Origin of the sequence: Bacillus sp. TH13 (genome assembly GCF_016651175.1) — a bacterium.
Taxonomy (GTDB): domain Bacteria; phylum Bacillota; class Bacilli; order Bacillales; family Bacillaceae_G; genus Bacillus_A; species Bacillus_A thuringiensis_S.
In genome coordinates this window covers 2575718-2601226 of sequence record NZ_JAEKEJ010000025.1, presented here as the reverse complement: position 1 = coordinate 2601226, position 25509 = coordinate 2575718, and the positions used below count along the sequence as shown (strand labels likewise).

The following is a 25509-nucleotide window of genomic DNA, read 5'->3' as shown; positions in this document are numbered from 1 at the left end:
ATCCATTCTATATCATCCCTACTTTATCACGCACTGCACATATTACCAACCTATATGTACAAAAAAGAAAAAGAAAATTTACAAAAGTAAGATTCCCTTTAAATTATTAACAAAAAAAGAGGATATCCTGTAAAAAATTGATGTTATCAATCTTTTTGGAAATCCTCTTATCTCATTATTTATACGTGTTTTTTCATATCATCGGCAACAGATTCAACATTTGTACCTACGATAACTTGTACACTTGTATTACTTAATTTCATAACACCTTTTGCACCAGCACGTTTTAATGCTGCTTCATTTACTTGACCAGCATCTTTTACTTGTAAGCGTAAACGTGTTGCACAGTTATCAATAACTGTTAAGTTTTCTTTTCCACCTAAAGCTGCTACGTAAGTTTCACCAATTGAACCTGCAACTGGAGCTTCTTCACCTTCAGCTACCTCCTCTTCGTCTTCACGACCAGGAGTTTTTAAATCGAACTTCTTAATTAAGAAGTAGAATACAACGAAATAAATTACTGCGTAAATTAAACCGACTCCCGCTAGTAGTAATGGTTTTGTTGCAATACCGAAGTTTAAGAAGTAATCGATTGCACCGGCACTAAATGTGAAACCATCGTGAATACCAAGAGTTGTTGTAATGAATAGAGACAGACCTGTTAATACAGCATGAATACCATATAATACTGGTGATAAGAACATGAATGAGAATTCAATTGGTTCTGTAATACCAGTTAAGAATGAAGTTAATGCTAGACCACCTAACATACCTGTAACCATTTTACGTTTTTCTGGTTTAGCAGCCGCAATCATTGCGAAACATGCTGCTGGTAAACCGAACATCATAACTGGGAAGAAACCAGTCATAAACATACCCGCTGTTTTATCTCCAGCAAGGAAGCGAGCAATATCACCATTTACAACATTACCTGCTGCATTTGTAAAGTCACCAAGTACGAACCAGAAGTATGTGTTCATTACATGATGTAAACCGATTGGAATTAATAGACGGTTTAATAAACCAAATAGACCTGAACCAACTGCACCTAAATTAACAATTCCATGAGCTAATGCATCGATAGCATTTTGAATTGCTGGCCAAATTTGTGCGAATAGAATTCCTAATATTAACATCACAACCGATGTAACAATTGGGACGAAACGTTTTCCAGCAAAGAACCCTAACCATTCTGGGAGTTTAATCTTATGGAATTTATTATAAAGAAGTCCCGCTATAACACCGACAATAATACCACCTAAAACTTTCATATCCACTTTAGTCGATAATTCGGCTGCCTTAGATACTTGTGTCATTGTATCTGCAAGCTTAGATGGATCAACATTAGCGCTATTACCTATTAAATCTTGGACTTTGCCTAATTTATCTTGTAATTCTACAGTAGAATATCCCTTACTAAGTGCATCAATACTGTTTTTCATAACTAGATAACCAATTGCACCTGCAAGACCTGCTGCACCACTACCATCAACTGAAAGACCGATTGCAATACCAATTGCAAAAATGAGTGCTAAATTATCAAAAACTGCTGCACCGGCCTGTGCCATAACAGGAATATCAAATACATCTGGTTGCCCTAAACGAAGCAATAATCCTGCTGCTGGTAGTACGGCGATTGGAAGCATTAACGCTTTACCAATACGTTGTAAAAACTGCAACATTTTAATTCCCCCTATCAAATTTATGAAATCGTTATCATTATAAGTACGCCTTAGAAAACGCTTTCTATTTACATAACCATAATAACATATAGTTGTATAGATGTGTAGTTTTTATTTTTGGATTTTTTATGGATAAATCTCCTATTTCCAAACTGTTATATAAAAGGAAAATTCTCCTTTTTTAATACAGAGGACTCGAAACGAACGACCTACTATAGAACATGTAACTTTCGTTTTATCATTCCACTTTTTCATGTTATTATTTATTTCCGAGCATATCGGGAAAAGTAAACTTAGTTAATTCGAAATAGGAGCGTTGGTACTATGCAGTGCATTGAAACAAACAACTTACAACAGTTGTTAGAACAAGTAAAACCATATACGAAAAAAGGAAAACTTGCTACTTATATCCCCGAACTAGGAAATGCAAATCCAGACGATTTAGGGATTGCCATTTTCCATAAAGAATCAGAATATATCCATGCAGGCAACTCACAAACACTATTTACTCTTCAAAGTATTTCCAAAGTAATTACACTTGCCCTTGCCCTTTTAGACCGTGGTGAAGAATATGTATTTTCTAAAGTTGGAATGGAACCAACGGGTGACCCATTTAATTCTATTATTAAGTTAGAAACGACAAGTCCGTCCAAACCCCTTAATCCAATGATTAATGCAGGAGCATTAGCTATTACAAGCATGTTAGCAGGAAAAGATAACGAGGAAAAAATGGAGCGCATCCTTCATTTTGTACGTGAAATAACAGATAATCCTACTATTAATTATTCTTCTAAAGTTGCCAATTCAGAATTAGAGACAGCTTACTTAAATCGTTCACTTTGTTACTATATGAAACAAAACGGAATTATCGATTGTGACATCGAAGAACTTATGGATTTATACACTCGTCAATGCGCAGTTGAAGTAAACTGCATCGATTTAGCACGTATCGGCTTAATTTTTGCAATGGATGGATATGATCCATATAAAAAGAAACAGATCATCCCTAAACATATTACACAAATTTGCAAAACATTTATGGTCACATGTGGTATGTATAACGAATCTGGTGAATTTGCAATCCGTGTGGGTATCCCTGCAAAAAGTGGTGTAGCCGGTGGCATTTTCGGCTGCGTAAAAGGTGAAATGGGAATCGGTATTTTCGGACCAGCTTTAGATGCAAACGGAAATAGTATCGCTGGTTTTAAAATTCTTGAACTTCTGTCTGCTCAAGAAGGCTGGAGTATTTTTTAATCGCGAGTTATCCTGCTATACTAGCAGGATTTTTTATTTCACCAAAACCTCACTTTTGTCAGTTATCAATCCTCTTACAAAAACAGTGCTGAAAGTTTCTCTATATCATGCATATTTGTTCCCCCCTCCTGAATAATATAGTACAACCTAGCGCTATATGTGGAGGTGTGAAAGATGAAACTAATATTTCAAATGGGAAAACAACCTGTTCTTGAAAAAACAATCCTTCTTTTTATATTGAGTATTGTAGAAAGCTTGAAGTTAAAAGTTGTTTCACTCGACGAAGCTCACCGATACATATTCAATTTAGAAGTACTTGAATTATTAATGGATCGGAACATCGATGATCAAGTACTTGAACTTATTCATTTCGGGATGGGACTTGAAGACATTCATCATGTGCTTCCTGAAGAACTTGAGCACACGATTGAGGAATTAAAGTGGCTTTGCATCCAAGTGTTAAGTGAATACAGTATGCATGAAGAATCAGAGCAATTAATTGAAGACATACGCTAAAAAGCACCTATGTAGTATGTAGGTGCTTTTTATTTATTAAGAAGTAAATATCCGATGTCGATATATGCAATTTATTCAAGTATTTCCGAGGAAATGCTCGAACATTGCTTTTCTATTTTTACAACAACTGATCAATCCCAATAAGTATTAATAACACTCCTGCAATAATCGTCGCCCATTTCCCTAAGTATGCTGCTAAATATCGTTTTCCTACATACATAAAACCGCTTATACAAATAAAACTAAACACCCCAGAAATAGTCGCTGTAAGCCAAAGATTTAAATTTGTTACCCCAGCATCAAACCCACCTGCAATATTATTAATAGATAATGCAACTCCTAAAACAAGTGCTTCAGAAAAACTAATTGTTTTAGAGCCATCAAAATCTGCTTTTTCTGGATCACGTAAAATTCCCATAAGTACATTATCATCTTTAGAACCTGCAGTATTTTTTTGACTCAAGAAAGGCTGACATAAAATAAACACCCCAATTATCCCTAAAACGATTGCTCCAATCAGGTTTGCTGTAAACTCTGAAATAAATAACGCAATCCAGTTCCCAAAAAATCCAGCTAGTAAAGTAAATAAAAACCCCAAGAATGCGATGATAAAATTGTTAAACCACGAAATACGAATTTTACGAATGCCATACGCAATTCCAACACCTGCATTATCTAAATTAGAAGCGATGCCGATTAAAAAAATTGAAAATAAGCCTGCCGTACCCATAAATAGTCACCCCTTTTTCTCACTTTTCAATGCATATTATGAAAATGTTGAGCAACTGTGCCTGTCTGTTTCATATACTTGTAATAAATGCTCAACATTTTTTCAACACTAAAAAAGGAGTGCCTACACTATGGCTAATGAAAACCCGAATGATCGGCTTGGTAAATTAATAAAAAAACTTTTAAAAGAACGCGCCCTATCTATGCGCCAACTAGGAATACTTACAAATATTGATCCTGCAACAGTCTCAAGAATTATTAATGGCAAACAACCGCCAAAACAAAAACATCTACAAAAATTTGCAGAATGTCTTCAAGTTCCACCCCAATTGTTATTTGATGAAATGTACCCTGATTCTCCTCACATAAATAAAGAAAAAACGGATATGTACACATCTCTTGATACCATTCAGCAAACTTTACAATCCTCTAACTTATTCGATTTCGATTACACTACAACTCGCGTAAAACAAGAACTTGAAAATTACGAACGCTATGCCCAGACAACAGAAGGCGAAAAACGTATTCATGACAGTTTTGCAAGCAAATTAGAGCAAATTGATAGTGCTGGTCCTTTTATTGAACAATTAACAGATATGTATCAACAATTTTGTAATGAAGCCATTTCAAAAGAAGAACGTGCAGTTCTTGGGAGCGCATTACTTTATTTCATATTATCGACAGATATTATTCCCGACTATCTCTTTCCAATTGGCTATTTAGATGATGCGATTGCCGTTGAATTAGCGAAAGAGAAATTAATTGAAATGAAACGAAAGACCTAGCAAAATAAAGAACTATTTCAGTTGTTTATATTCAACTCTGAAATAGTTCACTAAAAAATCGTACAAGTATACATACTCGTACGATTTTACTATACAAATCTATTTTTTCGTGTGGCACCATTCATATATAAATGTTGTTATCACTTTTGTAAATTCAATTAACTGTTCAACTTCAACTTTCTCATTTACAGAATGTGCTTCTTCTAATGTACCTGGTCCATATATAATCGCTGGAATGTGAAACTCACTAAACCAACCGCCATCAGTTACCGTTGCAGACATATCTAAGATTGCATTTTTTGATAGAATAGACTCGTGTACTGAGCTAAGTTTTTTTACAGCTTTATGTTCACTATCTACTTCTAATGAAGGGAAAATTTCACCACGATCTACAATCATTGATTCTCCGCCCCACTTAAATTGTGGCGGATTTTCACTTAACCATGGATCGGCAGCTGCCACCTTTCCAATATACTCTTCAATTTCGTTTATTATTTGTTCATGTGTTTCATTCGGATAGAAGTGCACTGTTATCCACAATCGGCACTCATCCGCAATAAACGCCGCATGCCTTCCTCCCTCAATAACAGCTGGATTAATTGTTGTTGTTCCAGATGGATAGCCTTCATATGTTTTCATAACTGCCCAGTGGCGCTCTAATTCTTGTAAGCTTTGTACAATTTTCATCATTTTTTCAATCGCACTCGCTCCAAATAAACGTCCTCCAGCATGGATCATTTGTCTGCGCGTTGCATCATGAAACGTTTGCGGACTTTTCACTGTAATCCATCCAGTAATGACACCGCCTTGTCCTTGCATATGTAAATCGCTCGTATCCACTACGACTGCAAAATCAGCATCGTAACCCCTTTTGCAGCATTGAAGTGTACCTGCTTCTCCAACTTCTTCTCCAATTACCGATTGAAAAGTTAAATCTCCAGGTAATTCAATACCAGCTTCTTGTAAAAGTTGAATGGCAAATAGCGCTCCAGCCAGCCCACCTTTCATATCTGCTGCGCCACGTCCAACTAACCAGCCATCTTTTATAAATGGATCAAATGGATTTGTTTCCCATGCCTCATCTGCTGACACTTCGGCTACATCCATATGTCCATTAATAATAAGACTTTTATATGAGTCACTTTTTATCCCTTTTTTACCCCAACAACATTCGGATCACTCGGATATACATCCCATTTATCAATACTAAAATTTCGTTTTCTTAAAAACTCTGCAATAAATTCTTGTGCTTCATTTGTATTTCTCGCTGGCGGTGCTGGTGTTTCAAAACGAATTAATGTTTTTGTAAGTTCTAACAATTCCTCTTTCCTTGAATCTATTTGTTTTAACAACTGCGAAACTTCTGGATTCATCGCTAATTCCCCTTTGCATACATAGTATGTTTCCAGCTTTATTTTCACAAAAAAAGAGACTGTTTACAATTTTACAGTCTCCTAATTAATCACTATTATAAACTCTCTACTTCCGTTGTATTTGTCTTTTCAATATGCTCTACATTACTTCCCTTATTTCTTGTAGCACGATAAAACAGTAAACAAACCATCATAAATGGAATACCACAATACAATGCCATTCTTTGTTCTGGAATAAAGGCCATACCAACGATTACTGTTAAATTTAATACTAACGCAAGAAGTGGTACAAATGGATACAATGGTGTTTTAAATTTCAAGTCCTTAACATCCCCGCCCCGCTTCATATATGACCTTCTAGCTAATAAATTTGATAAAGCAATAGATGCCCAAACTAGTATCGCTCCGAACCCAGCGATAGAAAGCAGCCATAAATAAACTGTATCTTCCGCATAAATACCTGATAGTAGTGAGAGACACCCTACAATTGTGCTTACGATTAATGCATAAATAGGAACACCGTTTTTAGATAACTTTCCAAAAATTGGACTAATCATTCCTTGATTAGACATAGACCATAGCATACGTGAAGTTGCATATAATCCTGAATTCGCAACGGATAGTACTGCTGTAATAATAACGAAATTTATAATATCTGCTGCATAAGGAATACCAATTTTATCAAATACAACTACGAATGGACTTTCTATTACTCCTGCTTGCTGCCAAGGGAATAGTCCAGCAAGAATAAAAATAGATAGTACAAAGAAAACAAGTATACGCCAAACTGTATTGTTAATTGCCTTCGGGATCGTTTTCTCTGGATTTTCACTCTCACCTGCTGCAATACCAACTAATTCTGTTCCTTGGAAAGAAAAATTAACTGCAATCATTGTAATTAAAATGGCTGATAATCCATTTGGAAACAATCCACCATAATCAGTAAAGCTAGAGAACATTGGCGCTGGTTCATTCCCTTTCATATCTAGAAACCCAAACATTGCTGCCCCGCCCAAAATAATAAATGCAATAATTGTAATTACTTTAATACTTGCAAACCAAAATTCCACTTCCGCAAAACTTCTTGAAGATAACGCATTAATAGCAAAGAGCAGTACCGCGAACACTACACACCAAATCCATGACGGTACATCAGGAAACCAACGTTTCATCAAAATACTAACTGCAATTAATTCAATACCTATCGTAGCAGACCAGTTTAACCACGACATCCATCCCACTACATAACCTGCTGCAGGAGAAATATGCTTTGTCGCATACGTTTGATAAGACCCTGCGTCAGGCATCGCAACCGCTAACTCTCCAAGACAGAGCATCGTTAAATACATTACAAATCCACCGACAAGATACGCTACAATTGCTCCTCCAGGTCCAGCTTCATGAATCGTATAACCTGATCCTAAAAAAAGTCCTGTACCAATAACTCCACCAAGTGCAATCATAAATATGTGCCTGCTTTTCAATTCTCTTTTTAATCCTTGGTTTTGATCCATCATATAAATCCCCCCTTTTCACTTTGCCAATCCATTTAATGTAAGCGTTTTTAAAATTCTTCACCGTAAAAATAATGATTTAAAAGAGCAAAAATACACATCACTTACATTAATCACTGCCTGTTACTAAAAGGTCATCCCTTACTGTTATTAATAACTTTTGATCAGCAATAGCTTGTCCTTCTACTACTTCTAATGATTCAATATAACCACTGATTCCTATCTTAATTTCTACTTTCTGTTTATCTATCGTTTCAATTAACGCTAATTTCTCCCACTCGTATACGTAAGAACTTTCCGTAACAAATAACTTCTCTACTTTTCCATAACAAGGACTATACACACCTTCTATAACTGTCTTCACTTTATAAATCCCTCCCTCTTATTAATTGACACCGAAACGTTGTATATCCTGTAAAAATTCATATTCTCCCCTCTAGAGATTTCAAATATTATTTATGCAAAATGCGTACCAAGTCTCTAATTCATATATTAAATGAGAGTTTTACACAAAAAAGCGTGCACAACCGCAAAATTTTTCTATCATTTGAAAAGTTTTAAAAGGAAAATAGCAAAAAAATTTTGCGATTTTATAAGAATTTTAATAAAATTATAAAAAGTCAGTCTTCATAGGGTGAAATGAGGAGAAGATAATCTATGCGTACAGAAGACATTAATTTTAAACAGATCATTGAAATGAACATGCTATATGAAACTTTACTCAATGAACTCGATATCGGTATTCATATTATTAATGAGGAAAGTAAAACGATTATCTATAACCGCAAAATGACGGAAATTGAATCAATGGAACGCTCAGATGTATTATATAAAAGTCCTTTAGAAATATTTGCATTTGAAGAAAATAAAAATAGTACTCTTATAGAGGCATTAAAATTAGGAAAAACAAACAAAAATATAAAACAAACGTATTTTAACAATAAAGGACAAGAAATTACAACGATTAACGATACTTTCCCTATAATAGAAAATGGAAAAATTAAAGGCGCTATTGAAATATCAAAAGAAATTAGTAACTTAAAGCAAACAATAAGAATGGGCCCTTCTCGAAAACAAAGTACTAAATTTACCTTTGATCACATAATTGGTGATTCTGAAGCTATTCAATCAATCATTACTGAAGGAAAAAGAGTAATTCGTACATCTTCCTCCATACTTCTAGTAGGAGAAACAGGCACTGGGAAAGAACTATTTGCACAAAGCATCCATAATGAAAGTCAGCGTTCAACAAAACCCTTTATTTCACAGAACTGTGCCGCTATACCTGATACACTCATGGAAAGCTTATTATTCGGTACAAACCGAGGTGCATTTACAGGAGCTATCGATAAAGCTGGTTTATTTGAAGAAGCGAACGGAGGAACTTTGTTATTAGATGAAATCAACTCATTAAGTCCAGCACTTCAAGCGAAGTTACTACGAGCTATACAAGAAAAAACAATACGAAGAATCGGAGGCACACACGAAAAAGAAATTGATGTTCGTATTATAGCAACTATCAATGAAGATCCTTTCGAAGCCATCGCACATAATCGATTAAGAGAAGACTTATATTACCGATTAAGCGTCGTTACTTTATGTCTTCCGCCTTTACGTGAAAGAAAAGAAGATATTCTAGCTCTTGTTCAGCACTTTATTGAAAAATATAATACTCAATTTGGGCTCAACGTAACCGATGTAGATGTAAATGTAAGAGAATTTTTCTATGCATACGATTGGCCTGGAAACGTACGGGAGTTGGAACATATAATTGAAGGTTCCATGAACTTGATAGAAGATGAAACCATCATTACAGCATTTCATATGCCTACTCGCTTTCGTGAACGAATAAAAACAGAATTCAATATGCAGCATGCACTAACTAATCACAATACTGATGCACCTAAAACTTTAAAACACACAATAGAAAAAATGGAAAAGAACTACATTAATCAAATTCTTAAAGAGAATCATGGCAACATTTCACAAGCTGCAAAATTTTTAGGATTAAGTAGGCAAAACTTACAATATCGAATTAAAAAATTGCATTTACACATATGAAATGAACATGTCTCCAAGTGCAAAAACAACTTGGTAAAATATGTTATAATAAACATATAACATGCTAGAAAGGGGCTATATATATGAGTAATGATAAAAAATTAAAGTTATTACAATACTTATACTTTTTCCCTGCCATGCTCTGTATGATGTTATTCATTAATGCCGATGTAAGCAGCTCTCCTTATGCAAAGCTATTAGGAACAATTTTTGGCTCCTTTGCAGCTATTATGCTTGCTGCTTTTTGGAATTTGAAGCTACGTATAAAAAACGAGAAATCTTCGTAATACTAAAAAAATCGAGCTACTTAGCCCGATTTTTTTATTTGCCATTAAAACTCAACATTCTCTAAATACAACCCACTCGCCTCAGCAAGACAATTAATTTGATTACGTTGTTTTTCCTCTAAAATATTTGGGATTGCGTCCGCATCTAATTGTCCTAATCCAACTTCAATTAATGCTCCAACAATTTTTCGTACCATGTTATGAAGGAATCCGTTACCACTTACTCTAATTTGTACAAATCCTGCTTCTTCCATCACTTCAAGTGTATATACTTCTCGAACCATAGACTTTTTCTTTGATTTCGCATTTGAAAAAGCAGTAAAGTCATGTGAACCAACTAAATGTTTCGCAGCTTCTTTCATGCTTTTCACATTTAATTTTTTATTCACATGCATGCTGTATTTACGCATAAATGGATTTGTATGCTCTTCATTCCAAATTTTATAAAGATATGTTTTTGCTTTAGAATTGTAACGAGCATGGAAACGATCTTGTACTTCTTCTACACTCGTAATGCTAATATCATTGGGTAAATATTGATTTAAATATTTTTTCACTTTATGTTCCACTAACTTCTCATCACTTTGAAAGTTAGCAACTTGATTCAAAGCATGTACACCCGCGTCTGTTCTACTACAACCGATAATTTCAATTTCTTTTCCGACCATTTCAGATATGACACTTTCGATTTTTCCTTGAATTGTATTATCGTTATTACCGAGACGTTGCCATCCCTTAAAACGTGCACCATCGTACTGAATCGTTAATTTATAATTATTCATTTTACTCTCCTTCATAGAAAATATTCCCTCATATCGTGAGGGAATATGAATACACTTTACTTTCTAACAAGCTTCACTACATTTTCTACATGGGCTGTATGTGGGAACATATCAACTGGTTGTACATATTCCACTTCATAACTCTTCATTAATGCTTGTACATCACGTGCTAATGAAGAAGGATTACATGATACGTAAACAACTTGTTTTGGTTTCACTTTTAAAATTGTTTCCAGTAATTTATCATCGCAACCTGTACGAGGTGGATCGACAACAATTACATCTGGACGCCATCCTTCTTTTACCCATTTCGGTAACCATTGTTCAGCTTTACCTGCTTCATATTTCGTATTTGTAAATCCGTGACGCTTCGCATTTTTCCTTGCATCTGCAATCGCTTCTGGAATTACATCCATACCACGTACTTCCGCTGCATCGTTCGCAAGCCAAAGACCGATTGTACCAACACCACAGTACGCATCCACAATCTTCTCGTTTCCTGTTAACGCAGCTGCTTTTTTCGCTTCATCATATAAAACAACAGTTTGTTCTGGATTCAACTGGAAGAATGCACGTGCTGATAATTCGAATGATAAATCACCAAGTGTTTCTTGAATTACTTCTTTTCCAGCTAATTTAAATGTTTTGTCGCCAAAAATAACAGATGTTTTACGCCAGTTTACATTTTGCATAATTGATTTAACCGCTGGCATCTGTTTTTGTACTTCTGCAATAAATTGTTCTTTATTTGGTAATTCTTCTTTTGTTGTAATAAGTGTAACTTGTACTTCCCCTGTTTGAACTGCAGTACGTGTTACAATTGTGCGTACTAAACCTTTTTGTTTTTTCTCATTGTAAATAGAAACATTTAACTTTTCTAATATACGTCTTACAACTTTTGTCGCTTCATTTGTTGCTTTATGTTGAATCATACAGTGAGCGATATCAATTAACTGATGTGAGTTTTGTTTATATAGCCCTGTAATAACTTTTTCGTCTTTACGCCCCACTTGTAATTGACTCTTATTACGATAATGCCATGGATTTTCCATGCCAAGCGTTGGACGAATTTTCTCTTCCATGCTGTTTTTCATGTACTTCTCAAATGCTTGTACAACGATATCACGCTTTTGATTCAATTGTTCTTTATAATCTAAATGTTGCAGCTGACAACCGCCACACTCCTCATACACTGGACACGGTGCTTTCACACGATGCGGTGAAGCTTTACGAACTTTTTTCACTTTCGCTTCAGCGAAGCCACGCTGAATTTTCGTTGTTTCTGCAACAACTTCTTCTCCTGGTAATGCCCCTGGAATGAAAACAACTTGTCTCTTAAAATAACCAACGCCTTCTCCGTTAATCCCAAGACGTTTAATTGTCACAGGAAACGTTTGACCAACTTCCAACTTACTCTCATGTTGCTTTTGTATCATTATTACACCTCTACTCTATACTTTTCCATAAATATAACGCTGCATAACTGCAGTATGGTTCACACTCTTGTTTCACTTTTTCTAAAAATGCATCATCAGGTTTATCATCTAATTGAAATATACCTTGCACCGCACGCTGAATCCCAATATCCGCTTTCGGGAACATATTTTTCCGTCCAAGCCCAAACATTAAAAAGTTTTGCACTGTCCATGCACCAATTCCCCTAATTGGCAACAATTGTGCCCCAACCTCTTCTTCCGTCCCGGTTTCTATACTCGCTAAATTTAATGTACCACTGACAATACTTCGACCTAATCCTACTATATATTCAGCCTTTCGCTGACTAAACTTCTGCTCTCTCAATTCTTCTATTGAAATATTTGCTACTATTTCCGGAGTGGGGAAAAAGAATACACCGTTCTTCTCTGTTCCATACCGTTTCACAAATTGTTCTGTTAACACAGTAGCAAATTTCAAATTTATTTGTTGGTGAATGATACAGCGAAGAAGACAAGCAAAATAATCAAATTCTAAAATAATTGGAGTATAAGCATATGTTTCAAATAGTGGACGTAATGATGTGTTTAAAAAATGATTTTGTATATCTTGAAACGGTTCATTCCAATGAAAAATGGTCCTCATTCGTTTCATGACTTTCTCCGGATTTCCTGTCTGACTAGAAATCCAAAACTGTGGATTTTGTACAGTACCAATCCCTTGTAAGCGAACAATAACCTGTTCCTCGTCTATACAAAGCGGGATATAAATGACTTTCTCATCTAATTGAATGACGTTAAGAGGATCAAAAGATAAACGTTTTAATACTTCTTCAAAATGATACGGATACTCTAACGTAACATGTTCGCTCCACATACGTTTCCCCATCCTTTTTACACATCATTATAGCATGAGAAAACCGTAAGCATACACGCTTACGGTTGATTGCTTTTTACTAAGTCATCTAGACTTTTAAAATGATACCCTTTCTCGCGCAAATCATCAATGATTTTCGCAAGTGCTTCTGCATTATCTTTTGATATTGCATGAAGTAATAAAATAGATCCTGGGTGAATCATCGTCATAACATTATTATGCGCATATTGCCATCCTCTTTGCTGATCCACTTTCCAATCCAAAAATGCAAGTGACCAAAATACATTATAGTAGCCCATTTCTTTCGTAAGAGCTAACGTTCTTTCACTAAATACGCCGCGCGGAGGACGTACATATTTCACTTCTTTTTGCCCAGTTACTTTTTTAATTTCTTCCGTTACACTCGTTAATTCTTCACGAAGTTTCTCATCATTTACCGCTGTAAAATCAGGATGACTCCAAGAATGATTTCCAATAATGTGTCCTTCATCCTTCATTCTTAACAATAAATCTTTTTGTGTTTTAATGTAATGCCCCGTTACAAAGAAAGTTGCTGGTACTTTTTTCTCTTTTAATACATCTAAGATTTTCCCTGTGTATCCATTCTCATATCCATTATCAAATGTTAAATAAATATCTTTTTTCTTCGTATCTCCTAAATAAAACCCGCCATTTTTTTGAAGTAAATCTGTATATAACTTTCCTGCATCTGGTACTGTTTCATTTTTAGGACGCGGGATTCCCCAGTTATGTGGAGTATTTGTATAAGCCAATGTTGAAACTGGAACAAGTGCCATCATAATTGAAAAAATGAGACCGATATATAACCATTTATATTTCATAAATAGTCTCCTTTCCATATATAATCGTACCTGTAGTTTCTGTTTCCTTACTTACTTTCATGCTGTGCATGTTTTTCTATATATACCAAAAAATGCATCTCGAAAGATTCGAGATGCATTTTTGTTTATTTAAATACCGGCTCTTTAAAGCTAGCTAATTTTTCAAGTGATGTTTTATCGACATCTGCATGTAAACTATTACCATGAGAGTCCATCGTTACAACTGCTTTAAAACCTTCAATGCGTAAATGCCACATTGCTTCTGGAATACCAAATTGTAAGAAATCAACATCTTTCACTTCTTTAATACATTCAGCATAATATTGCGCCGCACCGCCAATTGCGTTTAAGTACACGCCGCCGTGTTCTTCTAAAGCCGCTAATGTTTTCGCACCCATACCGCCTTTTCCAATAACAGCGCGAATACCAAATTTCTTCATAATATCGCCTTGGTACGGTTCTTCACGAATACTTGTCGTTGGACCTGCCGCTTTAATTTGCCAATTGTCATTGTCATCTTTCACAACAACTGGACCACAGTGGTAAATAATTTGTCCATTTAAATCTACTGGACAATCATTATCCATTAAATGCTTATGGATTGCGTCACGACCTGTATACATCATGCCATTAATTGTTACAACATCACCAACGCGAAGTTCACGAATTTGCTCTTCTGTAATTGGCGCTTGTAATACGATCTCACGTTGCTCTGTTTTTTCTTGTGCTTCATGCTGAAGTGTATCTTCACCTTCTTGATATAACCAATCCATAATTTCACCTGTTTCAGGGTGGATTGTTACACCAAGGCGGCGATATGCCCAGCAATTATACGCCACAGATACGTAGAAACTAGCTGGCAAACGATTATAGACGCCAATTTTACAACCAAGTAAAGTTGTTTCTCCACCAAATCCCATCGTACCAATGCCAAGCTTATTCGCATTTTCTAATACGTACTCTTCAAGTTGTTGTAACTCTGGTACTGGATTGACATCATCTAATGTACGGAATAATTGATTTTTTGCTAATTCATAACCTGATGTGCGGTCTCCCCCGATACCAACACCAATTACACCAGCACTACATCCTTGACCTTGTGCTTGGTATACTGCATGAAGAAGGCATTTACGAATCCCTTCTAAATCACGGCCAGCTCGTCCAAGTCCTTCTAGTTCACACGGTAAGCTATATTGAATATTTTTATTCTCACAGCCACCACCTTTTAGGATTAAACGTGCATCAATATAATCTTTTTCCCATTGTTCAAACTTAATAACCGGTGTACCTGGTCCTAAATTATTTCCACTATTGTCTCCAAAAAGAGAATCAACAGAATTTGGACGAAGTTTACCATCTTTTGTCGCCCGCTCAAGCGCATTATAGATAGCTTCCTTCAACTTTAATTGATTCACACCAACTGGTGTATAAATTTTAAACGTTGGCATCCCTGTATCTTGGCAAATCGGTGAGATGTTATCATCAGCCATTTTAATATTATTTGTAATTGTGCCAAGTGCCATCGCAGAACGAGTCCCTGCATTTTCTCGCTCTTTCGCTTGTTGAATCGCACGACGAACATCTTTCGGTAAGTTCGTTGACGTTTCAACAATTAGTTGATACATGCTTTCTTGAAGCTTTTCCATTGTTACTTCCCCCTCAATTGTGAACGCTACCAAAACGTTATGAGCTGAAAATTTCATTTTTATGCTCTTTAGCTTTTTATTTGTTTCACGCTATTAAAGCATAAATGAAATTTTTCACAACTTGATTATACCTCTTTTTCTATCGTCCTTCTATTATCCGCACAGAAAAAGGCTACCAAATTGGAATTGGCAGCCTTTTTAATATATTATTCGTCTTTTTTAAATTGCTCACATTTTAATTCTAATTCATCTAACATTGCAAGAAGACGATCTACATCTTCTAATTCTACTTCTTCAGGTTCAATTGTATCAATTACTTCAATGAACATATTTAAACGCTCTTTTAAATATACTAATTGTGTATCTTTATCTTGAATTGCTTTTCCCATGAAGGCACTCTCCTTTTAATTCGAGTTGCTTTTATTATACCGCAAAAATGATTGCTATGGGCATGAAATTTCATCAATTTTGTCACAGTCATCCACTATAATGTAAGCCCTCTCTCTTTTCACGCTAAAAAGTTTCACTTTATAAAAAGCACATATTCTTCTATTATAGAGAATGGACAAATTGTTATTTCAATAGTCAAAGGAGTATTTCATATGACGATATCACAAAAAATGAAGCCGATTACTCCTTCTTACGATCCATGGGAAGCGTATATGGACCTTGAAGAGTACGGCAAACTACTATTAACAAATGTTGAATTTACAACGACGACGTTATGCAATATGCGCTGTGAGCATTGCGCTGTTGGTTACACGTTACAGCCGAAAGACCCAAATCCGCTTCCGATGGATCTTTTATTAAAACGATTAGATGAGATTCCTCATTTACGTTCTTTAAGTATTACTGGCGGAGAACCTATGCTTTCAAAAAAATCCGTCGACAACTATGTAACACCACTCTTAAAATACGCCCATGAACGAGGCGTTCGCACTCAAATCAACTCTAACTTAACTATAGATTTAGCACGTTACGAACAAATTATTCCTTATTTAGACGTGTTGCATATCTCTCATAACTGGGGAACAATTGATGACTTCGTTGAAGGCGGATTTGCAATGATGGAGCGTAAACCTACTTACGAACAACGTGCAAAATTATTCGAAAGAATGATTACAAATAGTAAGGCTCTATCAGATGCAGGTGTACTTGTATCGGCCGAAACAATGTTAAACAAAAGAACTCTACCACATATTGAACATATTCACCGCCAAATCGTCGAAGAGATGGGCTGTAAACGTCATGAAGTTCACCCAATGTATCCAAGTGACTTCGCGAGTAATCTAGAGATTTTAACAAAAGCTGAAATTCGTAATGCGATTGAGCATTTACTAGAAATTCGCGATGAAAATGTATGGATGTTATTTGGAACTTTACCTTTCTATGCTTGTAGCGATGACGAGCGAGACATTGCCACATTTAAAAAATTACAAGAGAGCAAAAATGTCACTGTTCGTAATGATCCAGATGGCCGTTCTCGTTTAAATGTAAATATTTTCGATGGAAATATTATTGTGACGGACTTTGGTGATGTTCCACTTCTAGGAAACATACAAACAAACACATTACAAGAAGCATACGACAAATGGAGTGCTTCAAAAACAGCAAAATCATTAAGCTGTCACTGTCCTGCAGTAAAATGTCTTGGACCAAATGTTCTTGTAAAAAACAGCTACTATCCGACAGAAGATTTCTTATCAAAAACAGCAAACATTACATTATAAAAAACGTCAGCTTATAAGCTGACGTTTTTTCATGTTATTGCGAGTGAGAAGAAGAAATGAATTTAAAAAATAAATGATCATGAATTGGAATCGCCGCTCCAATTCCTTGAGAGGTAATATTTTTCACAACAAGTCTTTTTTGATTTCCCTTTAATACAAGATAGACTTCTCCAAATGTTACTTTTCCCTTTTCATTTACTGCTGGTGTATAAGCGTATAAATATCCGAGTTGACTCGGACTAATATTATACACACGCTCATGTCCAGTACCATAACCAATAGTTGTTTTAAACGAAAGGGGTAATTGTACTTTTTCAAGTGCTTTGAGAAGCATCATTTTTTTCACATCTGCAGCATCTTTCATATCTGCTGTTAAATCACCTTCAACCGTCTTTTGTGTTTCTTGCTTATAGCGAAGTGGATATAAACGGTCTCCTCCGCGATTATCATACACATTTCGATTCACTTGTTTATATTCCCAATTAATCGATGTGTCTACTGATTCATAATGTAAAGCCCATTGACCTAAATAAATTTTTGCCCGATACCCCACTGCAAGCGGCGCATTTGAAATTGTCGTTTCATTAAACATCCGAATTAAGTCTGGATTTTCAATTTTAATATTAGCTGTTTTCAATAGTTCTTGAGCAAACTTACTTGGCTGTAAACGTGGCAAATCTTGCGCATCATTTGGAAATGTATTGTCTTTTGAAATATTTAAAACAGATGAAGGCATTTTTGTTCCTACTGTTGTCTTTGCAAAACTCATGTTAGGAAATAATAAAATAAACGAGACCATAGTTGAAAGACATATGCTGTATACTCGTTTCACCTGTCTGGCTCCTTCCTATGTAAAGGTATATATACTACTTTGTTTATTGTTTTCTCTGAGCACAATTGTTATGCCTATTTTTCATAATAAATAAAAACCAATTCCCATAATGACATACGCCGCTAGTAAAGTGCCACCTTCAAACCAGTTTGTATCTCCATCATTTGAAATTGCAATCGTTAAGAAAACGGCTGTAATCATAGACACAAGTTCTGGTATGGTAAATACTAAAGGCATTCTTTGCGCGAAGAACATAGATAGCAATACTAATACAGGAGCAACAAACATGGCGATTTGTAATGTAGAGCCTATTGCAATTTCGACTGCAATATTTACTTTATTTTTATAAGCCATAATAATTGCAGACGCATGTTCCGCTGCATTCCCAACAATCGCAACGATAATAACCCCTATAAATAACTCTGACCAACCAAATGACTTTGCAACAGTTTCAAAAGTATGTACGAGTGCCTCTGACACATAAGCTACTGCCAGTGTTGCTATCGCTAAAATAAGGAGCGCCTTCCCTTTTGACCACTCTGGCTCTTCTTCATGCGCTACTTCGTCACTTTTATGTTGATATACACCACGGTGCGTAACTAACTTAAATAGTAATGCAGCAAGGTACATGATAATCATAATAATAGAAACACCTATACTTAATTGATACGTCTTGCCAGCGTCCATCTTCATTGAAAAGATCTCTGGAATAACAAAGGCCACAACAACAGCAAATATTAATAAAGCTGAATTATGCCTTGCATCATATACATTAAAACTTTGTCTTTTGTATTTAAGACCTCCAACAAAGAAAGATAACCCTCCTACCAATAATAAATTTCCAAGTACAGAACCGGTTAAAGAAGCTAACACCACTTCAATTAACCCTGCTTGAAGTGCAAAAATTGAAATGATAAGTTCAACAGCATTACCGAAAGTAGCATTTAATAATCCGCCTATTCTAGGACCAGAAACAATTGCTAGACTCTCTGTTGCTCTCCCCATAAAACCAGCTAATGCGATAATCGTAATACAATACACAGCGAACATAATTGTTTCTGGCCAATGAAGTGTTTTTCCAAGTACAGATAGTGGTACACCTATAAGCGCTACTATAAGAAATATTTTATTAAACATGCTTTTCATCCTTCCATCGTATGTATTTCTCCTCAATATTATTATTATTCTTCTCCTAACTTGTCCGATTTCATCACAATTACGTTTAAAAAATCGGATTGAAGAAAACAGTATGAAAGATATTTAAATTATCTTGTTTAAACAGACAGAATTATAAATTGTGAAAAGGGGTTAAAATTATGCACTTAAAAGAAAAAATCGCAACTATTATTCAAGGTCAACGTACTGGTGTATTATCTACAGTACGAAATGAGAAACCTCATAGCGCCTTTATGATGTTTTTCCATGAAGATTTTGTACTATATGTTGCAACAGATCGACAATCAAAAAAGATAACAGATATTGAACAAAATCCTAATGTCCATGTACTACTGGGACGAGAAGGAAAAAAATTAGATGAAGATTATATTGAAGTTGAAGGGTTAGCTTCAATCGAGGAAGACTCAACATTAAAAAACAAGTTTTGGAATAATAGCTTAAAACGTTGGTTACTCGGTCCTGAAGACCCTAATTACGTATTGATCAAAATCAATCCCGACACAATTTATTACATTGATGGTGCGGGTACGACGGAGCCTGAGTTTTTACGACTATAAAATAAAACAAGCCCCCCCTTAGGTGGGCTTGTTTTGTCGAAAAGTTCTTTTAAAAAAAATAATAAAATAGGTGGAACTTTCCAAAGATTCTGTTATATAATAGCAGTAACTTAAATACACTGTATTAAAACAGATTGAGAGGAGAAATAAAATTGATGAAGAGAGAAGAACGCAAAAATATGATTGAGTTTATTGAAAAGAAAAAAGGGATTGAGCGTGACGAATTATTGTTTATGACAGACGATGAAGTAGAACATATTTATAATGTAACGTACTTTTTATATGAGGAAATTGCAGAGTAGTATAATAATCCCCACCTTATTAAAAATATAAGGTGGGGATTATTTCGTTATTTAGCCCACTATTTACAGGCAGTAAAACTCCCACCTTAAAATTCAGGTGGAGCAAGAAGTTAAGTTGAAGTCGCGCTTTCTATAAAGCTCAATTGCTTCAACTTTATACATGATAATCATTTTCATGTATAATACTGTAAGATTGGAGGAATTTTACTATGAGTTCGTGGCTCTTATTTGCACTATTATCAGCAATTGCTGCTGCCCTTGTATCTATTTTTGGAAAGTTTGGTTTAGACGGCATCGATGCAAACGTTGCAACAACAATTCGATCTATTATTATGGCATTATTTATGATAGGCGTTATTATCATACAAGGTAAATTTCAAAATATCGGCGACGTACTGCTAAATAAAAAAGCACTGCTATTTATCACATTAAGTGGGGTTGCAGGTGCTTCGTCATGGCTATTTTATTTTCTTGCCCTCAAAACAGGAAAGGTTTCACAAGTAGCTCCTGTCGATAAATTAAGCGTCGTATTTTCTATCATTCTCGCTATGATTATCCTCGGTGAAAAGTTAAACTTTATGACCGGTGTTGGTGTAGTCTTTATTACAGCTGGTGTATTATTTATTGCTTTCAGCTAAAAAAACCGCTATTAGCGGTTTTTCTTTTTCTTTATGTACAACCATACAACACATGTAACAACTGCTGAAATTAATAAAATCCATATTCCATAATGATGTAAACTATACTCAACGAAGCGCCACTTCTCGCCTAACTTCCAGCCAAGCCCAATAAAAACACTTATCCAAATGAGCGCACCACCGTAAGCGTACAAACAAAAACGCCAAAGTGTCAAATTTGATACCCCAGCAAAATATGCCGTTAAATGACGTACTCCCGGTATAAAATAACCAATCATTAAAAGAAATGGCCCATATTTTTCAAATAAAATATGTGTTTTTTCAATGTGATGTTCTTTAATTCTAATTTTCGGCCCATATTTCTTTAAAACAGGGAGACCAAGTTTTAAACCTAATATGTAGCTTAACGTGATCCCTAACATCGCACCAGCCATCCCACTTAAAAAAGCAGCAGTTCCTGACATAACTCCTTTTGAAACATTATAACCAACAAAGGTCAATAAAAACTCGTCTGGTATCGGTAATCCGACAATACCACCAGCCAAAGCTATAACAATTCCAAAATAGCCATAATGCGCGATTAACTCGCCAATATGTTGTTCCATTCGGAAGACACATCCTATGCACGATCGTTATTCCACATTGTACCCTTTCTATCTTTAAGGCAAACATGGTATACATATTCACTATACATTGTTTTTATAATGAACTCTACTTCTATTCTTTCCTTTAACAGAGATAAAGTGAAACTTTAATCAGTGGGAGTTTTGTTCATCCTCTACTAATTATTAACCTATGCCAATCTTGCTTCTACAGACATCCCGACTCCCACATAACTTACTTACATTCAACAATTTTGAGATTAGATTCTTACTGCCCGCAAATAACCCGATAAAAAATAAAAATTCATATGCGTGTTTTTTTGTTACAATAAAGGAAAGTTACTTTTCGCAACGGTTTAACTCTCAAGAAAAATGATATATCTAGCAAAAACATAGTTTGGTCTATATAATGCAACTTCTACCTATTAAAAGAACATACACCCTTTTACATACGACATCATTTTTCTAAATTATACAGGGGGGAACGAACATGACCATTGAAAATCAATTTATTCAAAAAGTTTACTATAAAACATTTTTAACAGAAGAAACTTCTACTCCTGCATCGGAAGTACTCGGTGAAGCATATATAAATGAATCTAAAAATGAATTCTCCAACATTTCTAATATTCGATTTGCTCAAGGTGAATTTTATTATCAAAATAAAGATTTTGAAGCAGCTATATTTAAATGGGAAAAAGTAAATAATGCTCTTGCACTTTGGGCAACAAAAAATATTGCAGATGCTTATTTTGAACTAGGATTTTTACCAAAGGCAGAAGAAATTTATCAATCCATTCAAACAGAAGATACAACTCTTACGATGGAGGTTTCCTTACAACTTCTTTCTCTTTATATCGAACAAGATCGTTTAGGACTTGCTTTTAAGACGATTAGTGAAGCTGTTGCATTCCAACCGGATTACCCAAATATTACTGCAATTGCACGTTCTTTCTATGAAAAACAAGAAGATTGGAACAACGCTATCGAACTAGCTGTTCAAGAAGGTATTCGAACACAATCTTTACACTGGTTTGATACATTAATAAACTACATAAACAAAGGATTTACTAAAAATATTAAGCCTGAATATTTCTATGAGTCTTTAAAAGCTCTATATGCTGTTGATCAAGCTCAATTTAAAGAACTTGTTATTGCTCTTTGGAATAGCTACCAACATGAATCCTTATATCTTCCTTGGATTCAAAGTATTAATCATTTATTCTTGCATATTGAAACAGACAATAATGACGATTGGAATGAAATTTCTACTCGCTATCAAGAAACATACTTTGCATTAATTACCGGAAATCATTTTATGCATGAATTAAACGGACTTGTACCAAATCTATTAACAAATTGGTTCAGTTTAACGAAAGCAAAAGATTCTCTAGTTGTCTCTGCAGCAGTATTAGCATGGAATGAAGTCTCACCTACAACCTTAGAATCATTACTCGTAAAAAGTGCCGGATCCTTACTTTCTAATACATCAGCTGAAGCAGATGTAAATATGGAAACAGTTTCTCATTTATTCGAAACAATCGCTGTATGGGCTGAGAAAAATGATGTAGATTTAAGTCATCAATTTACGCTACTCGTCCATGAACTATGTGATTTAAATGTCACACCACTACTAATAGCTGGAACTAGTGACCATGATAAAACATCATTTGTTAATTCAATATTAGGAGAGAACATCTTAACTGAAACTTTAACAACTCCTATTCTATTTAAAGACGCTAGTCAAACTGAAATAACAGAATTTACCGAGTTAGATATCCGTAATATCTCTAACCTTGATGAATTCCATCAAATAACGGCTACATCTGCTCAGTCAGAACTTGAGAAAAAATGTATAGAAATTAAGCTACCAAGTAGATTTTTAAGAAAAAATAAGTTTACATTTCTTATTACACCATCCATTCAAGGACAATTGGATAAAAACAATGCATACTTTGAATACTTACAAGCAGCAGATAGCCTTGTTTACGTATTAAATTCTTCTTCACCATTGCATAGTGAAGAAATTGATACGTTAATTTATTTACGTGAACAAGTACCAAACTTACAAATTCACTTCGTATTACACACAAATAATACGACTACTAATGAAAAACTAATTAGTAAACTTAAAGTACATTTTCCAGATGCACAATTCTTCCCATACTCTCCTTCGCAAGAGAGTAGTCAGCAACTTGGAGATGTAACAGAATCTATTCTCTCTAATCTTGCAAAACGCGATATAGAAAAAGAACGTATAGAAAAGCTAATATGGTTTACGCAAAAGACAATTGCTTATCTCATAAATGAACGTGTGGAATTAGAAAATACATTAGTAAAATCCGTACGCTGGAATAAACACATCTCAGTGAAACTTACTGGATTTATTAATAACCTTACTGCTCTTGAAAAAGATAAAATTCGCTCTATTACCGAATCCTATCTTTTAACGAAAGAAGAAATTACACGAGATATACATTCTCAAATTCCTGAATTATTACAGAGCTGCTCTGATCTTGTTCAAGAAGATAGTGATTTCAAACTAGTTCATGAAGAATTAAATGCTGCAATGAATGAACGTGTTCAAAAGCATGTACAACAGGTACTTCTTCCTAAATTTACTGGGTCTATTCAAGAATGGATTGAAACCGCACATAATGAATTTATTCAAGCTCAAGCTTATTTAGATGAAATGAGTGAAACGTTTAATAAATTATATAAAGAAGAACGTATGAAACTTCCTTGCGATTTCAAATTATTAGATGATTGGAATCGAGATGTTGCACGAATGACAAATCGAATTACAGTAACGAACATCAATATTTTATTACGCTTTACACCGACACAGTTTTTCTTAAAAAGTGCTGGGAAATTATTTGGTAATATGCAAAAAAACCAATCTATGCTCGCCAACAAATATAAACAATATATTGAAACAGAAGACTATACAGAAATTGCTCACACAATTTCCAAACAATTCTTCCTTCAATTTGAAGTATTTGAAGGTGCATTAGAACGTGATATCATGATGTTCTTCAAAGATCCACTTAACATATTGAAACAAAATGTAGATGCAGCTCAACTTGAGATAAAGGAAGACGAGCAAACATTAGCAACGCTAAGAAGCAATCCAGAAACATATCATGATCCTTTGGCGTTATTTAAACTACAATTGCTACAACATAAATTCGTTTTAAGTACTACAAAGAAACATGAAGATATCTTTGTATCTAACGAATCTCCTACTGTTTAACAGAAAAACCAAGCAAACTAAAATTTGCTTGGTTTTTTTACTTTATTATTTTCATATGTTCAAACGGATAATAAATACCCGCTAACTTTCCTAACACATCTTCTCTATCAATAAAACCTAAACCATTTCTACTATCTTTACTTATTAAGCGATTATCTCCCATAACAAAAATCTTATTTTTAGGAACTGTAATCGGTCCAAAGTCCTCTGTTAAATTCATAAGTTTTTTTTCTGCTTGTTTTTTATTACTATCCAAATACTCTTCATCTTTCACTTCAGTATTCACATATAATTGATCATTTCTCATCTCAATAATATCTCCTGGCAATCCAATCACTCTTTTGACATAAAAATTATCTGTTTTCACAACAATAATGTCTTCTCTCCCATAGCTTTCAAATTGTTTTGCTAGCTTATTAACAATCACCTTATCTCCATCTTGCAACGTTGGCCTCATAGATGCTCCTTTTACAGTCGTAGGGAAAAACACAAAAATTTTCGCCAAAAACACCAATAAACATGCAATTGCAATAGTTCCAAAGAATTCACGCCAACGTTTTTTCTTTTGCATCATTTCACCAACTCATCATCTTTTTATTTTTATTATAAATAATACGACCGATGATTTTCTACAAAAT

25 protein-coding genes and 1 pseudogene are annotated in these 25509 nt (G+C 34.8%); 10 read left to right on the top strand and 16 right to left on the bottom strand.

Annotation, left to right across the window (positions count from 1 at the left end; translation table 11 throughout):
* Nucleotides 1–179: 179 nt before the first annotated feature.
* Nucleotides 180–1682 carry an N-acetylglucosamine-specific PTS transporter subunit IIBC gene (gene nagE / locus JFU02_RS21880; protein WP_000938907.1) on the bottom strand — a complete coding sequence of 501 codons (1503 nt, stop codon included), beginning with the start codon at nucleotides 1680–1682 and terminating at the stop codon, nucleotides 180–182.
* 141 nt (nucleotides 1683–1823) lie between these two features.
* Nucleotides 1824–1937 (bottom strand): transcriptional regulator, encoded by a 114-nt coding sequence (locus JFU02_RS32635; RefSeq protein ID WP_080546769.1) that lies wholly within the window; start codon nucleotides 1935–1937, stop codon nucleotides 1824–1826.
* A gap of 69 nt (nucleotides 1938–2006) precedes the next feature.
* Here JFU02_RS32635 and glsA point away from each other — a divergent pair, with 69 nt between their 5' ends.
* The gene (gene glsA, locus JFU02_RS21875) at nucleotides 2007–2936 is read left to right on the top strand and encodes a glutaminase A (protein WP_001149845.1); all 930 of its coding nucleotides are present in this window, start codon (nucleotides 2007–2009) and stop codon (nucleotides 2934–2936) included.
* Nucleotides 2937–3110: 174 nt separating this feature from the next.
* A complete protein-coding gene (locus tag JFU02_RS21870) occupies nucleotides 3111–3452 on the top strand; it encodes a DUF3969 family protein (RefSeq protein ID WP_000766603.1) in 342 nt (113 codons plus the stop codon).
* A gap of 118 nt (nucleotides 3453–3570) precedes the next feature.
* Here the strand turns inward: JFU02_RS21870 and ytaF are convergent, their stop codons facing one another.
* Complete coding sequence (gene ytaF, locus JFU02_RS21865) at nucleotides 3571–4182, bottom strand: sporulation membrane protein YtaF (protein WP_000536225.1); 612 nt, start codon at nucleotides 4180–4182, stop codon at nucleotides 3571–3573.
* Nucleotides 4183–4312: 130 nt separating this feature from the next.
* Between ytaF and JFU02_RS21860 the strand changes: the two genes are divergently transcribed.
* On the top strand, nucleotides 4313–4966 hold the full coding sequence (locus JFU02_RS21860) for a DUF1232 domain-containing protein (RefSeq protein ID WP_001262770.1): 654 nt from the start codon (nucleotides 4313–4315) through the stop codon (nucleotides 4964–4966).
* 99 nt (nucleotides 4967–5065) lie between these two features.
* On the opposite strand, the pseudogene JFU02_RS21855 reads toward JFU02_RS21860, so the two are convergent.
* The 3 genes and pseudogenes from JFU02_RS21855 to JFU02_RS21845 all read right to left on the bottom strand — a co-directional run bounded on the left by JFU02_RS21855 (nucleotide 5066) and on the right by JFU02_RS21845 (nucleotide 8217).
* Nucleotides 5066–6339 (bottom strand): annotated as a pseudogene (locus JFU02_RS21855) (acetylornithine deacetylase).
* 95 nt (nucleotides 6340–6434) lie between these two features.
* Nucleotides 6435–7856, bottom strand: coding sequence for an amino acid permease (locus JFU02_RS21850; RefSeq protein WP_000969254.1), 1422 nt, complete (start codon nucleotides 7854–7856; stop codon nucleotides 6435–6437).
* 106 nt (nucleotides 7857–7962) lie between these two features.
* Nucleotides 7963–8217, bottom strand: a complete 255-nt coding sequence (locus JFU02_RS21845) for a biotin/lipoyl attachment domain-containing protein (protein ID WP_000859489.1) — start codon at nucleotides 8215–8217, stop codon at nucleotides 7963–7965.
* A 293-nt stretch (nucleotides 8218–8510) separates the two neighbouring features.
* Here JFU02_RS21845 and JFU02_RS21840 point away from each other — a divergent pair, with 293 nt between their 5' ends.
* Both JFU02_RS21840 and JFU02_RS21835 read left to right on the top strand, forming a co-directional pair.
* On the top strand, nucleotides 8511–9914 hold the full coding sequence (locus JFU02_RS21840) for a sigma-54 interaction domain-containing protein (protein WP_001258424.1): 1404 nt from the start codon (nucleotides 8511–8513) through the stop codon (nucleotides 9912–9914).
* An 83-nt stretch (nucleotides 9915–9997) separates the two neighbouring features.
* Entirely contained in the window at nucleotides 9998–10201 is a 204-nt protein-coding gene (locus JFU02_RS21835) for a hypothetical protein (protein ID WP_000063861.1), read from the top strand.
* A gap of 44 nt (nucleotides 10202–10245) precedes the next feature.
* Here JFU02_RS21835 and truA read toward each other — a convergent pair whose 3' ends face one another.
* The 6 genes from truA to JFU02_RS21805 form a co-directional block, all read right to left on the bottom strand.
* Nucleotides 10246–10983, bottom strand: a complete 738-nt coding sequence (truA, locus tag JFU02_RS21830; RefSeq protein WP_001067311.1) for a tRNA pseudouridine(38-40) synthase TruA — start codon at nucleotides 10981–10983, stop codon at nucleotides 10246–10248.
* A gap of 56 nt (nucleotides 10984–11039) precedes the next feature.
* Complete coding sequence (rlmD, locus tag JFU02_RS21825; RefSeq protein WP_000615197.1) at nucleotides 11040–12419, bottom strand: 23S rRNA (uracil(1939)-C(5))-methyltransferase RlmD; 1380 nt, start codon at nucleotides 12417–12419, stop codon at nucleotides 11040–11042.
* A 10-nt stretch (nucleotides 12420–12429) separates the two neighbouring features.
* On the bottom strand, nucleotides 12430–13293 hold the full coding sequence (locus tag JFU02_RS21820) for a DNA-3-methyladenine glycosylase family protein (protein WP_000269417.1): 864 nt from the start codon (nucleotides 13291–13293) through the stop codon (nucleotides 12430–12432).
* A 59-nt stretch (nucleotides 13294–13352) separates the two neighbouring features.
* Nucleotides 13353–14135, bottom strand: coding sequence for a delta-lactam-biosynthetic de-N-acetylase (pdaA, locus tag JFU02_RS21815; protein ID WP_000875970.1), 783 nt, complete (start codon nucleotides 14133–14135; stop codon nucleotides 13353–13355).
* A 125-nt stretch (nucleotides 14136–14260) separates the two neighbouring features.
* Nucleotides 14261–15781, bottom strand: a complete 1521-nt coding sequence (gene fumA, locus JFU02_RS21810; RefSeq protein WP_000413526.1) for a class I fumarate hydratase — start codon at nucleotides 15779–15781, stop codon at nucleotides 14261–14263.
* A 206-nt stretch (nucleotides 15782–15987) separates the two neighbouring features.
* Nucleotides 15988–16170 carry an SE1561 family protein gene (locus JFU02_RS21805; RefSeq protein WP_000513558.1) on the bottom strand — a complete coding sequence of 61 codons (183 nt, stop codon included), beginning with the start codon at nucleotides 16168–16170 and terminating at the stop codon, nucleotides 15988–15990.
* A gap of 213 nt (nucleotides 16171–16383) precedes the next feature.
* On the opposite strand from JFU02_RS21805, the gene yfkAB reads away from it, so the two are divergent.
* On the top strand, nucleotides 16384–17511 hold the full coding sequence (gene yfkAB / locus JFU02_RS21800; RefSeq protein ID WP_000156025.1) for a radical SAM/CxCxxxxC motif protein YfkAB: 1128 nt from the start codon (nucleotides 16384–16386) through the stop codon (nucleotides 17509–17511).
* 34 nt (nucleotides 17512–17545) lie between these two features.
* On the opposite strand, the gene JFU02_RS21795 is transcribed toward yfkAB, so the two are convergent.
* Together JFU02_RS21795 and cax are read right to left on the bottom strand one after the other, a co-directional pair.
* Entirely contained in the window at nucleotides 17546–18343 is a 798-nt protein-coding gene (locus JFU02_RS21795) for a YfkD famly protein (protein WP_002083605.1), read from the bottom strand.
* An 81-nt stretch (nucleotides 18344–18424) separates the two neighbouring features.
* Nucleotides 18425–19480 carry a calcium/proton exchanger gene (gene cax, locus JFU02_RS21790; protein WP_000482133.1) on the bottom strand — a complete coding sequence of 352 codons (1056 nt, stop codon included), beginning with the start codon at nucleotides 19478–19480 and terminating at the stop codon, nucleotides 18425–18427.
* A 179-nt stretch (nucleotides 19481–19659) separates the two neighbouring features.
* Between cax and JFU02_RS21785 the strand changes: the two genes are divergently transcribed.
* From JFU02_RS21785 to JFU02_RS21775, 3 genes are all read left to right on the top strand, one after another.
* The gene (locus JFU02_RS21785; protein ID WP_000550220.1) at nucleotides 19660–20076 is read left to right on the top strand and encodes a pyridoxamine 5'-phosphate oxidase family protein; all 417 of its coding nucleotides are present in this window, start codon (nucleotides 19660–19662) and stop codon (nucleotides 20074–20076) included.
* A gap of 155 nt (nucleotides 20077–20231) precedes the next feature.
* Nucleotides 20232–20378 carry a BH0509 family protein gene (locus tag JFU02_RS21780; RefSeq protein WP_000817786.1) on the top strand — a complete coding sequence of 49 codons (147 nt, stop codon included), beginning with the start codon at nucleotides 20232–20234 and terminating at the stop codon, nucleotides 20376–20378.
* Between the two features lie 209 nt (nucleotides 20379–20587).
* On the top strand, nucleotides 20588–21016 hold the full coding sequence (locus JFU02_RS21775) for an EamA family transporter (protein WP_000100296.1): 429 nt from the start codon (nucleotides 20588–20590) through the stop codon (nucleotides 21014–21016).
* An 11-nt stretch (nucleotides 21017–21027) separates the two neighbouring features.
* On the opposite strand, the gene JFU02_RS21770 is transcribed toward JFU02_RS21775, so the two are convergent.
* A complete protein-coding gene (locus JFU02_RS21770; RefSeq protein WP_000434878.1) occupies nucleotides 21028–21621 on the bottom strand; it encodes a DedA family protein in 594 nt (197 codons plus the stop codon).
* A gap of 487 nt (nucleotides 21622–22108) precedes the next feature.
* Between JFU02_RS21770 and JFU02_RS21765 the strand changes: the two genes are divergently transcribed.
* On the top strand, nucleotides 22109–24871 hold the full coding sequence (locus tag JFU02_RS21765; RefSeq protein ID WP_000151412.1) for a tetratricopeptide repeat protein: 2763 nt from the start codon (nucleotides 22109–22111) through the stop codon (nucleotides 24869–24871).
* Nucleotides 24872–24908: 37 nt separating this feature from the next.
* On the opposite strand, the gene lepB is transcribed toward JFU02_RS21765, so the two are convergent.
* Entirely contained in the window at nucleotides 24909–25445 is a 537-nt protein-coding gene (gene lepB / locus JFU02_RS21760; protein ID WP_003306234.1) for a signal peptidase I, read from the bottom strand.
* Between the last annotated feature and the right edge of the window lie 64 nt (nucleotides 25446–25509).